12 protein-coding genes, 1 tRNA gene and 1 rRNA gene are annotated in these 12651 nt (G+C 43.3%); 5 read left to right on the top strand and 9 right to left on the bottom strand.

The annotated features are described in order from the left end of the window. From HZA10_04635 to HZA10_04650, 4 genes are all read left to right on the top strand, one after another. The coding region (locus HZA10_04635) for a hypothetical protein (GenBank protein MBI5195589.1) at positions 1–772 on the top strand (772 nt) is incomplete at its 5' end. A gap of 340 nt (positions 773–1112) precedes the next feature. Continuing rightward, positions 1113–1832: a hypothetical protein gene (locus HZA10_04640; protein MBI5195590.1), complete on the top strand. Its 720-nt coding sequence runs from the start codon at positions 1113–1115 to the stop codon at positions 1830–1832. 75 nt (positions 1833–1907) lie between these two features. Continuing rightward, a complete protein-coding gene (locus HZA10_04645; GenBank protein MBI5195591.1) occupies positions 1908–2639 on the top strand; it encodes a hypothetical protein in 732 nt (243 codons plus the stop codon). A gap of 48 nt (positions 2640–2687) precedes the next feature. After that, entirely contained in the window at positions 2688–3098 is a 411-nt protein-coding gene (locus HZA10_04650) for a response regulator (GenBank protein ID MBI5195592.1), read from the top strand. A 27-nt stretch (positions 3099–3125) separates the two neighbouring features. Here the strand turns inward: HZA10_04650 and HZA10_04655 are convergent, their stop codons facing one another. From HZA10_04655 to serS, 7 genes are all read right to left on the bottom strand, one after another. After that, positions 3126–4052, bottom strand: a complete 927-nt coding sequence (locus tag HZA10_04655) for an NHL repeat-containing protein (GenBank protein MBI5195593.1) — start codon at positions 4050–4052, stop codon at positions 3126–3128. Between the two features lie 14 nt (positions 4053–4066). After that, entirely contained in the window at positions 4067–4894 is an 828-nt protein-coding gene (locus HZA10_04660) for a hypothetical protein (protein ID MBI5195594.1), read from the bottom strand. After that, positions 4895–5809: a hypothetical protein gene (locus HZA10_04665; GenBank protein ID MBI5195595.1), complete on the bottom strand. Its 915-nt coding sequence runs from the start codon at positions 5807–5809 to the stop codon at positions 4895–4897. It lies immediately after the preceding gene. Positions 5810–5822: 13 nt separating this feature from the next. Then, the gene (locus HZA10_04670) at positions 5823–6884 is read right to left on the bottom strand and encodes a hypothetical protein (protein ID MBI5195596.1); all 1062 of its coding nucleotides are present in this window, start codon (positions 6882–6884) and stop codon (positions 5823–5825) included. A gap of 16 nt (positions 6885–6900) precedes the next feature. Further along, positions 6901–7794, bottom strand: a complete 894-nt coding sequence (locus HZA10_04675) for a cytochrome c3 family protein (GenBank protein ID MBI5195597.1) — start codon at positions 7792–7794, stop codon at positions 6901–6903. Positions 7795–7998: 204 nt separating this feature from the next. Next, a tRNA-Ser gene (locus HZA10_04680) sits at positions 7999–8083 on the bottom strand. A 279-nt stretch (positions 8084–8362) separates the two neighbouring features. Further along, entirely contained in the window at positions 8363–9646 is a 1284-nt protein-coding gene (serS, locus tag HZA10_04685; protein MBI5195598.1) for a serine--tRNA ligase, read from the bottom strand. A gap of 295 nt (positions 9647–9941) precedes the next feature. On the opposite strand from serS, the gene HZA10_04690 reads away from it, so the two are divergent. Continuing rightward, a complete protein-coding gene (locus tag HZA10_04690; GenBank protein MBI5195599.1) occupies positions 9942–10352 on the top strand; it encodes a hypothetical protein in 411 nt (136 codons plus the stop codon). 290 nt (positions 10353–10642) lie between these two features. Here the strand turns inward: HZA10_04690 and HZA10_04695 are convergent, their stop codons facing one another. Both HZA10_04695 and HZA10_04700 read right to left on the bottom strand, forming a co-directional pair. Then, a complete protein-coding gene (locus tag HZA10_04695; protein MBI5195600.1) occupies positions 10643–12076 on the bottom strand; it encodes a sigma-70 family RNA polymerase sigma factor in 1434 nt (477 codons plus the stop codon). Positions 12077–12244: 168 nt separating this feature from the next. Further along, positions 12245–12651: ribosomal RNA gene (locus tag HZA10_04700) — 23S ribosomal RNA — on the bottom strand; the annotation flags it as partial.

Consider the following 12651-nt stretch of genomic DNA (forward strand, 5'->3'; position numbering starts at 1 on the left):
GGATAACCCAGATTCAGAATTGAGGGTCGGCTCTTATGGAAGTGGAGACGGTCAGTTCTGGTATCCAGAGAGCGTAACAGTAGACAGTTTAGGGAATGTTTATGTTACAGATTTTTATAATCACCGCATACAGAAGTTTACATCTGATGGAGTCTTTATAACTAAGTGGGGCTCTTATGGAAGTGGAGACGGTCAGTTTAATAATCCAAGTGGTGTAGCAGTAGATAGCTCAGGGAATGTTTATGTTACAGAGCTTGGTAATAATCGCATACAGAAGTTCGTGTATCCTGATAATGACAATGATGGTTATACTTCAAGTGTTGATTGTAATGACAATAACCCTGCTGTCAACCCAGGTGCAACTGAAATAGTAAATAACGGAATAGACGATGATTGTAACCCGGCAACACCTGTTGCTACTGCATCAGGCAATGGTTACAATTATCCAGAGCCTCTGTTCAGAGCAAGCATGTCGCTCAATGTTATAAGCTCATCTCTCGGCACAAGCTGGCTTAAATATTACTATACGAAACTGAGATTAAACCTTGTCAGCACATCAATTACAGGGGTAACAGCGTCGGGAGGTACTGCAACTGTTACAGGCGTTGGAACGGTTAATTCAGTGCCGGGATGTCTTTTTACAGCAACTGTAACTGACAATAGTCCCGATGCGATGGGGATAGTGATTGTGCCGGGTGGAGCTTGTACTACATCGTATAGTGCACAATCTCAATCTATAAGTAGTGGAAATTTTATTGTGATAGGACAATAAAAATACAAGCACCTGAGTTAATGTTGGGGCACATATGTGCTCCAACGTTAACCCTTTTTACTCCCCCATTTTGCTTTAAAGAGGCGTTTTTTAACCATCCCAATATACCCGGAAAACCCCCTCAAAAGTAAGCCATTTCACACTCAATTGTGCGAAATGGCTCAGTAGAAAAAGGGCTATTGGGGCTTGTATATGGGAATATAATATATAATAATATTACCCAAAAAAATAAAATCGTTTAAAATCAATACGTTAGCCCTATTGATAATTTTTATACATATAAGTGTAAAAAAAGTGAGGATTCGCACCCTTTTTGCATAAATATATGTGGAAAAGTACCATGAAAAAGTTACTAACAATATTAACAATACTAACTCTCTCCCTCTCCATTGCCTATTTGGCATACGGGGAAAGCGTTGCTGATTCAACTTCCAAGCATAACCTCTCAGTAAATGGAGCCGGATGGGGGGGCGGTGCATTTGGTACTACTGAAGTTTGTGTCTTCTGTCATACCCCGCATAATGCAAATAAAACTCAGGTTAATGGTTATCTTTGGAACAGGACTCTTCAGACAACCACATTTACCCTTTATTCAAGTACAACGATTGATGCAACTATAAACCAGCCCGGAGTACAGTCCCTTTTATGCCTTAGCTGTCATGACGGTGTAGGGGCCTTTGATGTAATGATAAATATGCCTAAAGACTGGGACCCGACTCTCGGCAGCGCAACGACTAATCAGTTCGGAGATTTTAATCTGAGTGACCCTGCAATCGGACCGCTGAATATCGGTGAAAATGGCGGAAACATAAGCAATGACCATCCGGTCGGGTTTGTATATGATGACACCCTTGCGGCAAACGACGGCGCACTGAAAACCCCTGTAAGCGTCAAATCAGTAGATGCAGCGGGCAAACTCAGACTGTTCGGCAGCAAGGTTGAGTGTTCAACATGTCACAACCCGCATGACAATGGTGCATGCAGCACTCCGGGCAATTGCAGGTTCATGGTGATGGATAATGCCGGCAGTGCGCTTTGCACTTCCTGTCATATAAAGTAAAATTGCTGTTAGTATTTTGCTTGACAAGGTTGTTAAAAGAAATTAGAATTTTAAAAAAGAAAATGGGAGGAGCGGATGATGAAAACAAGAAGTTTATTGATAGCTCTTGCAGTGTGCCTCGCACTTGCCTCAATTGTGTATAGCAGCAGTATAGTCAACTCAAAGCATGATTTAAGCTCTGGTTTTAGCTGGGCTGGTTTTAACCATGTGCCGACACGGTATAACCAATTTAACGAGGTATGTGTGTACTGCCATACACCTCACAGTTCAGGCACCATAGCTCCTTTATGGAACAAAAACACACCGGCAGGCCCTTATAATATATATACCAGCTCAACGATGGATTCAACCGTGGGAAATCCGCCGGGCGGTATTTCGCTGGCCTGCCTTAGCTGTCATGACGGGGTGCAGGCTGTTGACTCTATCATTAATGCGCCTGGTTCGGGTCTGGGTGTGCCGACGACGCCGTCTGCTAACCACAGAAGGATGAGCGTGACGATTGATGTGACGACTTGCGCGCAATGTCATAGTCCCTCTGGCAGTGCAGCTGACCATACAACAGCCTATCTTGGCGTTGATTTATCAGATGACCATCCCATATCAATGACGTATCCTGCAACAAGTGATTTTAATGCGCCGACAGACGCACAGAAGGGCTGGGGCGGCAGCGCTGCGAATGATATAAAGCTTTACGGCGGTAAAGTAGAATGTGCAAGCTGTCATAATGTCCATGACCCGGCCGTAGTTCCATTTTTAAGAATATCTAACACTGACAGTGCCCTTTGCACAAAGTGCCATGTTAAATGATATATTGATTGTTAACTTATGCCTGCTCTTTCAAATGAAAATAGACAGTTGCATCAAGTTGTGGGAGGAAAGATTAAAGTATTAGTTGTTGATGACGAGAAATTAATCAGGTGGTCGTTAACAAAGGGTTTAGAAGGCGCAGGATATGCAGTTGACACAGCAGTTGACGGTGAAGACGCCGTTCAATTAATGGCCTCTTCAAAATATGATATAGTTGTTACAGACCTGAAAATGCCGGGTTTAAGCGGCATAGACCTGCTTAAGAAGATTAAAGAGTGTGAGCACAACCTTCCGGTAATATTTCTATCGGCATATCTTTCCAAGGAAGTAATTGATGATGCCATTCATTACGGGGCCTTTAGCTGTGTCAGCAAGCCGTTTCAGATGGATAATATCCTTCATATCATCAGGGATGCGTTAGAATTCAGATCACATCAGGGACCGTGCGCTAACGGGTGAGATTGTAATAAGTTTTGAAACTGCACATTATTCTAACGGGGTAAATGCAGTTATTCTGTCTGCTTTCATTTCAACCACTATGAACCTGTCGTTTTTGTCCACTGCAATTCCAACAGGCGTAATAAATTCCTTCTTCTTATTGTTTTCGCATACAACACCGAGGAAACGCCCCGAATCAGTGAATACTTGTATAACTCCCATATAGCTGTCGGTGACAAAAGCCCTGTTTTTCCTGTCTACGGCTACACCCTTAGGCCTGAAAAATTTACCCTGAAGCACTCCCCACGAGCCGATATCCGCAACAAATTTTCCCCAAGGGTCAAATTTCTGGACCCTCGTATTTAATACATCAACGACAAATACCTCATTTAACCTGTTAACGGCCAGGATGCCCGGGTATCTGAACTCCCCGAACTCTTCGCCGAACCGCCCCCACTCAAATTCAAAGGTCCCATCCTGTTTATATACCTTTATTTTATGGTTGTCATTATCAGAAACATATAAATAATTGATGGTAGTGGAGACCAGGACGTCAACCGGGTCCGAGGGTTTTTCATTAGCGCCGCTTTTGACTGTAAACATATCAAGAAAGCCGCCCCTTGAATCAAAAACCTGAACTCTGTGATTCCCTGAATCTGCAATAAAAACCTTGCCGCCCGGAGAGATGTCTATTCCAAGAGGATATTTGAATTCGCCTTTCCCCGAGCCCTCTTTGCCAAAAGTGAAATTCAATCGGCCGTCACTGTCAAGTACAACTATCCTGTTGTTCAGCCCGTCAACTATATAAATATCCCTGTTTTGACCGATGGCAAGGTCACTCGGCTGGTCCAGCCCAAGTGAATCCTTTGATGTAAAGTGGGTTTTAATGTTAAAACATTGCAGTGCAAACGAATTGTTAGAAGCGACAAAAATGCATAAGAAAAAAAATATTAAAAAAAATATTTTTTTAACCAAAACTAAAAATCCTTTTATTGAAATAGATTAGGGATATAGAACTTTTCGTATTTAGTTATCATGCCGGCGATATTCAGTTGTTCCAAATCAATAGCCCTGTTTTCTGCAAATCCAAGCTGCTTGAAATTTAAAATGCCGCCTTTTGAATGACAGGTCTTGCATTCATGACCCTTTGCCTTAATGCTGACATGAAATTTCTTTTTGACGTTATCCCTTTGCTCAGGTGTAAGCGTGTCTTTTACCTTTATATAATCCAGCGCAAGCGGCGCATCCTGCCGCTGGATGGCAGATTCCATTTTGCCTCCTGCATGGATATAGGGCGATATTTTTGAGAATGGGTCGTCTCCTTCAATAAGATTTCCTGTCGCCGGGTCATAGCTTGTTCCGAAAAACGGCCCCTTCGGGTCGTCATTAAGGGGGTTGTACCATTTATAAGTAACTGCCTGTCCTTCCTGCTGTTCCAGATGGCAGGTCTCGCATACAAAAAATTGTGTATGCATGTTGAGCAATGCCCTGACTTTTTTATTCTTGCCGTGCGGATAGTCTGAATGACAGATATAGCATACCGGCCGTTTTTGCTCAGGCAGTTGCTGATAAGAAACACTGTGGTGGAAATGCCTGTGTTTTTCAAACTCCTCATGCTGCCTTACCTCGTCAAGGATTGCCGATTTTTTTTCCTTCTCAAACTTTGCCTTTAACGGCCTTAGAACTGCAGGTCCGTGCGGTGAAAAAGAAAGATGATAGGCAACTCCGGTGACTACTGCAAGTGTGATTAATCCAAATATAAATCCAACGAAATATACCGTCTTAGGATGTTCTAATCGTTTCGGTTCTCCAGGCAATTATTGTCCACCTCCTTTTGATGATAATCCCTTTTCCCGCAAAAGATTCTTCATATACTCCCGTTCTTCAGGGATTTCCTTAAGATTATTCAAATATTCCATGAAGTGTTCCTCTATTTGATGTTCGCGCGTTATCTTACCGGTGATAAAGGTCCACTGAAGGGGAAACCGTCCCGGCGCAAGGTGGACATTAAACCAGTGCCAGAAGACAACAATAATCACAGCCATTATAGCCTCATCGGCATGCATAAGCCTTGCAAGGTTCTGAAACAAAGACGGGGCAGGCAGGATTTTAGATGCTGTTTCCGGAAACAGAAGCATTGAGCCTGCGGTTATCAAAACAAAATTGCCCCACAAGATTGCAAGATAGTGGAGCTTTTGTTTGTACATAAATTTTTCCATTTTCGGCCTGTACGGCTCGCGTCCCATGAAATATTTTATATCATGCATGAGGTCATGCAGGTCTTTAAGGCGCGGTATCTGTGTCTTTTTAATGTCAAACTTTCCTGTGCGGGTTTTTATGAGTGTTCCCAGGATGATTGTAAGCAAATGATAGACGCCGCCCAATACCATTAAACATGCAGCCGCCCTGTGGATCATCCTTGCAGAGTCAGGCCCTCCAAAAAGTGATATTACAGACGGCGCCCAGAATACATGGCTGAAATGAAGCGGCAGCCCTGTTGCGGCAAGGATAACAAATGTTATAATTGTTATCAGGTGTTGAATGACTATATGGATTGAATACCGCGGCAGGTCTCCCAAAGGATCTGATTTCACAGATTTGTAAATATCCCTCGGAACGGTTCCAACACCTTCAACTTCAGCCCTGTCAGCCGCGCCTGTGCCTGTGCCTGTATCTGTGTCTGTAACTATTTCTTTGACAAAGGTGTTAATTTTTTCGGAAAAAGTAGACATAGCTCCTCCTTAGTTAATCTTTAGGTATTCTCCTTGACAGTCCGCGCCATGTAGTGCCTTTCTTCAGCATCCATTTAATGCCGTCTTTTTTTCTGCCGTAGGTCTCAAACAGCATAAGGCCTACAAGACCGATAAATGTACCGTAAAGCGCAAATGTGAGTCCTATATTAATCATATGAAGCAGCAGATTTTTTTCAACATTGGAATGCACGTCAATCTGTATGAAGTGTTTGTTGACCTTTGTGTGGCATTGTTTGCAGGTCCTTATCAGGTTTTTTGGATTTATAGTGGACTCAGGGTCATCTTTTTTCTGAACGTCATGTATTAGGTGCGTTGCATGGCAGCTAAGGCAGTCGGCAGCCTCTTCAGAGCCCAGCGCTACCGCCTTTCCATGTATGGATTCATTATAAGTTTCCACAGCTTCTAATGTATTTTTTGACACCTTAAATTTCTTCATCATTTCAACGTTTTCATGGCAATTTTTTGAACATAACTGGACTACCTCCTGCGGCGACCGGCTGGTTTTGTGTCCCAGTCGATGAGTGATATGGGTATATGCCTTTGTAACACCTTCTCTTTCATGGCAGTTTAAGCAGCGAAGCAGGGTCTTGCCGGCAATATATTTTTCATCAACCTTCATAAACAAGGGATTCTGATGGCAGTATTTACAATACGGTTTTGCCTGTTTTACATCAGGCGGGTCGTCCGACTTTATTCCGTGAACACTTTTGTTGTATGCCTCAACTATTTTTTTATGTGAAAAATTCTCCTGCGAAAAAGGCGGCTTGATATGACATTCATTGGAGCAATTGACCTCTTCGGTTACGGGGTCATGAGGCAGTTTTGTTATGTATGTGTGGCAGTCTCTGCACGGAACATTTCTGTGGACCGTTTTGTTGTAGATATTTTCACTAACGAAATAACTTATTTTTCTACCCTTTTCGTCAATTCTGCCGAGCTGACGGTATTTATGGCACATAAGGCAATTTTCCTTGTCAGCGGCAGCCGCAGGGAAACTGACGGATAGACTTAAAAGTAAAATTAACAGTCCGTAAAACAAAGGTATTTTTGGCACTTACATCCCTCCTCTCTTATTTTTGATGACATGCACGGCACATCTGCCCGGGAAGACGATGTCTGAACTTTTCACTTCCCCCTTTTGCGCCGGCCAATTCAGCCGGAATTACGCCTTTTTCATGCGGGTTATGGCATGTAGCACAGAAAATCTTTCCATCTTGATCAAGCGGAAGCGATATATTAAATTGCTTTTCACCGGCTTTCATTATTTCTATTGTTTCTGCCGAGGGTTTACGTATATGGTCGGCACGCGCCGGATGGTCGCGGCGTTCACCATGGCATCGCTGGCAGAGCATTACAAGGTCCCCGATAAGTTTAACGTCTTTGAAAGTAGCATGTTTTTCATCAGGTTTTTCCTCGTGGCAGAACAGGCATTTCTCCACTATGATTTCACCGTTGGCATTGAGCTGGTTGTGTGGGTTGAGCATCTTATATTTTTTTTCATCATGGCACTTAATGCATAAGTCCGTGCGTTTTCTGTAAGGGGCATCCCTTAAAAATCTTTTGTTTACCTGTTTCAGCTTCTGGTTATCCTGACACTGCAGGTAAATGTCATGACATGTAACGCAGGTCATCTTTCCGTTTCTAAGCGGGTAATTAATGGGCATACGGGCCTTTTTTTCTTCAGAAGGCACTATGTCAATGGGATGGATATATGTCTCGGTGGTGTATCCATGGCACTTGCACAGGGGGGTGAAGTCGCCGTTGAATTTTAGAAACTTGCCCCTGCCTTTTTGAGGCTCTTTTTCATGGCATTCTGAACAATATTTGCCGGTATAATGAATGTTTGTGGAATCAGTTACTGTCTGCTGAGACATCTCCAAGTTAGGCCCTGTTTCCTCTTGTGCTGATAATATCCCGTTAAAGACAATCAGCACTATAAGTGTTATAGGGAATAGCCGCTTCATTACCCTGCTTATATAACATATGTAAAGCTTTACAAGCAAGTTTCAATCAATTATATATAATTATTACATCAAGTCAATAAAAAATATTTGTATTAAATTCTTTAATATTTTGGATGATGAAAAACCGGCGCACGAATTAATATTACCTGTGGCAAGACCACGGGGAATACGCTCACTATCCATTTAACGCAGGAGGGATTACAGCGGAGGAGGTAGGATTCGAACCCACGGTACCTTTCAGTACAACGGTTTTCAAGACCGCCGCCATCGGCCACTCGGCCACTCCTCCATTTTAACTACAGTGAACAGTAATCAGTGAACGGTGAACGGTGAACAGATTTAAACTGCAACTATTAACTTATTTTTCAACCTTCATCCTTCAACCCTCAACAGGCTGTTGAAAAAGTCCATTCTTACTAAAAAATTGTCATACCCCGATTTAATCGGGGTATCCAGTTGCATAATTAAAAAATAATAGATTCCCGTTTTCACGGGAATGACGGCAAAAGATGAAAAATATATTATAAAGAGCTTTTTCAACAGCCTGTTAACCTTCTGCTCTTAACTCTTAACTTTTAACTATTCGTTCAGTCTTCATATAAGGTCTGAGAGTCTCCGGTATTATAACAGAACCATCTTCCTGTTGAAAATTCTCAAGTATTGCCGCAAGGGTGCGTCCGATGGCAAGCCCCGAGCCGTTTAAGGTATGGACAAACTCAGTGCCTTTTTTACCTTTTCTTTTGAACCGTATGTCAGCCCTTCTGGCCTGAAAGTCTTCAAAATTAGAGCAGGAGGAGATTTCCCTGTATCTTTCCTGAGAAGGAAACCAAACCTCAATATCATAAGTTTTTGCCGAGGAAAATCCCAGGTCTCCTGTGCACAGCGCAACAATGCGGTAAGGAAGCCCGAGCCTTTTCAAAACCTCTTCTGCGTTTAGCGTAAGGGATTCAAGTTCATTATAAGAATCCTCAGGCTTTACAAACTTCACAAGCTCTACCTTATTGAACTGATGCTGTCTTATAAGCCCCTTTGTGTCCTTGCCGTATGAGCCGGCCTCGCGCCTAAAACACGGGGTATATGCAGTGTAGTAAACAGGCAGTTCTTCTTCATTCAGGATTTCACCCCTGAAAATGTTTGTAACCGGGACTTCTGCAGTGGGAATTAAAAAGAGATTCCTTTCGTCGTTGCCGATTTTAAAAAGGTCTTCTTCAAATTTCGGCAATTGACCTGTCCCTGTCATGGAATCCTTATTGACAATGATTGGAGGGAATACTTCGGTGTATCCTGCCCCGCCTGTATGCAGGTCCAGCATAAAATTTATGAGCGCCCTTTCAAGTTTTGCGCCCAGCCCTTTATACAGGCAGAATCTTGCGCCGGCAATCTTCCCTGCCCTTTCAAAATCAAGTATTTTAAGGTCTTCGCCTATATCCCAATGGGCTTTGGGCTGAAAGGAAAATTCAGGCAGCCTGCCCCACTTTCTTATTTCAACATTTCCAGTATCATCTTTTCCAACTGGTACGGATTCGTGAGGAATATTAGGAATGACCAGAATTTCCTGAAGGATCTGAGCCTCCAGTTCGCGGAGGGACTGCTCTTTTAGGGCTATCTCATCAGAGATTTTTTTGGCGTTCTCCAAAAACGCTGAAGGAGACTGCCCCTGCTTTCTGAGCGTTCCTATTTCTTCGGACAGCGCATTCCTGCGCTGTCTCAGTTCTTCAACAACCCCAAGCTGTGCCCTTCTCTCTGTCTCAAGGCGCAAAAGCCCGTCAAGGATTGATGCGTCAGCGCCCCTTTTTTTAAGGGCATCAATGACCATCTGAGTTTTTTCTCTTAAGATTTTAATATCAAGCATTGCTATTCATCTTAACACAATTTATAAGGCACTATCAAAATTATAACTCCTTGAAAAAATAAACAACTCCTGATACCTTATTGCATAACTGAACCTCCCCGCCACAGAGACAGCGGGGTATCCAAACATCTCCCCTCCCTTGACGGGAGGGGATGAAGGGGAGGGTGAAAACAGCATCACAAGCACCCCCACCCTCTCCCTCCCCCGTCAAAGGGGAGGGAAGTATAAGGACACCACAAAGTTCCAAAGGCTTTCGGTATGGGATATTGAAAATTAATAAAAAGGATGATTTGAAATGAAACTTCTTATGTTCTATGTCCATGAATGGTGGTATAAGACCGCAGCCAAGATTCTGCCCGACGCGCCTGACGCGGAGAGGGAAGAGGCAGTAAAAAATGCAGTAGTGATTTTTTACCATTCAGAGGCAAAAGATGAGGCAGACAGGGACGGCGTGCTTCAGAAATTCGTCAAAAATACAAAATGGATTGCAGGCAAGTTCAATACAAAAAATGTCGTACTTCACTCTTTCAATCACCTCTCGGCAAGCAAATCCTCTCCTGAATTTGCGCAGGCGCTTTTAAATGAAGTTGTTGAGAGGTTTCAGAAGACCGGCTTTACGGTAATGACTACCCCGTTTGGATATTTCAACGAATTCAAAATGCACGTGGCAGGGGATTCTTTGGCAAAGGTTTTTAAGGAATTTTAAGCGCATGGTTTTTACTTGCCAAAGTCTTTTCCAAGTGGTTAAATAATAGTTTACAATCGGGGGAATTAGGTAAATTCAATGCCCAGAATTTTTGACAACATAGAGCAGTCATTACTCCCTGCATTGCGGGAAACCATACAAGTTTCAAACCGCGCTGATTTTTCATAGATAAAAAATGAAAAATCAAATTCTGAATTTAAGAACGATGTTAAAGACTGGCTAACCAAGAAAATCTATTAGCGGTTTAATGAAAAACAGGAATAAGCTCTTTCAAAATGTGGAACTTTCTTCTACGTCGTGACCAGCGCCCGGAGCGCCCTTAATCTGCTCGGGTGCTTGAGTTTTCTCAGGGCCTTTGCCTCAATCTGCCTTACACGCTCCCTTGTGATGGACAAATGCCGGCCCACTTCTTCAAGCGTATGGTCCCTGTCAACCCCGATGCCAAATCTCATCCTTATAACTTTTTCTTCCTTAGGGGTTAATGTGGTTAACACCTTTTGTATGTATCCTGAAACTTCCTTTTTCTCTGCGTCAGAATAAGGCGAAGGGCTGTTTTTATCTCCGATAAAATCCTCCAACTCCGTGTCTTCATCGCCGACAGGCGTCTGAAGCGCAATCGGGTCCTGTATTGCCCTGAATACCTCTTCAACTTTTCTGACAGGCACTTCAAGTTTTGACGCGATTTCATGATCAGTCGGCTCCCTGCCAAGCACCTGCGTCAACTCTCTGGACGCCTTTGTAACCCTGTTGTAAAACTCCATCATATGGACCGGAACCCTGATGGTCTTTGTCTGGTCAATAAGCGCCCTTGTTATTGCCTGCCTTATCCACCATGTAGCATAGGTGCTGAATTTAAACCCTTTTTCATGTTTGAATTTATCCACTGCCTTCATCAGTCCTATATTGCCTTCCTGTATGAGGTCCAGAAGCGGCAGTCCCCTGCCCACATAATTTTTTGCAATATTGACAACCAATCTCAGATTTCTTGTAATTAATTCATTTTTTGCGTCCTCAATAAACGCCTGCACCTTATAAACCCTGTCCCATAAGGTCATCAGGCGCTCTATTTTTATAGACCCTTCTGCCTCAATCCTCGCAAGCGTTCTCTGCGCATCTTTTGAAATGTTCTCAAGTTCAGTTACGCGCCTAACCCTTACCTTCTTTTTGCTTTTTTCTTCTTTAATGAGTTTTCTTAAACCTTTAAGGGAGCCTCCGTAATTTGTAAGCCTGTTGTTTAAGGCATTTATGTCATGCATAAGTGACTGCAGTTTATTAAGCACCCTGAGCACTACTTCTTCATTGCGTTCTTCCTCTTCTACAAATCCGTCATCGCTTACAATTGTTTTTTCTATTTTTTTAGTCAGAGGCAAACCGCGTAAAAGCCCCTTGATAATAGTCTTGCCTTCATCCAGTTTCTTGGCTATCTCTACTTCTTCAGCCCTTGTAAGGATGGAGATGTCTCCCATGGAATGGAAGTAAGCCTGGACCAGGTCTTCGGGCTTCTCGTATTCTTCAATATCCTCTTTCTCCCTCTCATCCAGCGGCGCTGCTTCTTCAAAATCAACGACCTTCACTCCCATATCCTGAAGGAGATCCATGAGGTCTTCTATTTCATCAGGGGTAAAAAACTCCGCCGGCAGGGCTTCATTTATTTCATCATAAGTGAGGACTCCGCGCCTTTTCCCGATGTCAATTATTTCATCAAATACGTCTTTCTCTATCATTTTTTTCTTATCACTATATAACCGCTCCCCGGCAATATAAAAAAAGTGCCCACATAACCTGTGGGCACTATATGAATATTATACTCCAAAATTTATGCTCTTTCAAAATAATTTGCTATGCAGCCCTTCGGCAATGTCTGCCTTTGACAACTGCAGGTATTAGATTAAGGTGGATCAAGGCACACGGTCTATTAGTACTGGTTAGCTCAATCCGTTACCGGACTTACACACCCAGCCTATCAAAGTGGTAGTCTACCACAGACCTTTAGTCCCGATTTCTCGGGAGGGAGACCTAATCTTGAGGCGGGTTTCCCACTTAGATGCTTTCAGCGGTTATCCCATCCGAACATAGCTACTGGGCGCTGCTCTTGGCAGAACAACCCACACACCAGAGGTCCGTCCATCCTGGTCCTCTCGTACTAAGGACAGCTCCTCTCAAGTCTCCTGCGCCCACGACAGATAGGGACCGAACTGTCTCACGACGTTCTGAACCCAACTCTCGTACCGCTTTAATGGGCGAACAGCCCAACCCTTGGGACCTACTTCAGCCCCAGGATGCGATGAGTCGACATCGA

The sequence above is a fragment of the Nitrospirota bacterium genome, assembly GCA_016212185.1.
Taxonomy (GTDB): Bacteria; Nitrospirota; Thermodesulfovibrionia; order UBA6902; family DSMQ01; genus JACRGX01.

What these genes read in the sequence shown, in the direction of transcription:
- HZA10_04690 (MBI5195599.1), top strand. Translation starts at nt 9,942, where the DNA reads ATGAAACTTCTTATGTTCTATGTCCATGAATGGTGGTATAAGACCGCA.
- HZA10_04695 (MBI5195600.1), bottom strand. Translation starts at nt 12,076, where the DNA reads ATGATAGAGAAAGACGTATTTGATGAAATAATTGACATCGGGAAAAGG.
- serS (MBI5195598.1), bottom strand. Translation starts at nt 9,646, where the DNA reads ATGCTTGATATTAAAATCTTAAGAGAAAAAACTCAGATGGTCATTGAT.
- HZA10_04645 (MBI5195591.1), top strand. Translation starts at nt 1,908, where the DNA reads ATGATGAAAACAAGAAGTTTATTGATAGCTCTTGCAGTGTGCCTCGCA.
- HZA10_04665 (MBI5195595.1), bottom strand. Translation starts at nt 5,809, where the DNA reads ATGTCTACTTTTTCCGAAAAAATTAACACCTTTGTCAAAGAAATAGTT.
- HZA10_04675 (MBI5195597.1), bottom strand. Translation starts at nt 7,794, where the DNA reads ATGAAGCGGCTATTCCCTATAACACTTATAGTGCTGATTGTCTTTAAC.
- HZA10_04640 (MBI5195590.1), top strand. Translation starts at nt 1,113, where the DNA reads ATGAAAAAGTTACTAACAATATTAACAATACTAACTCTCTCCCTCTCC.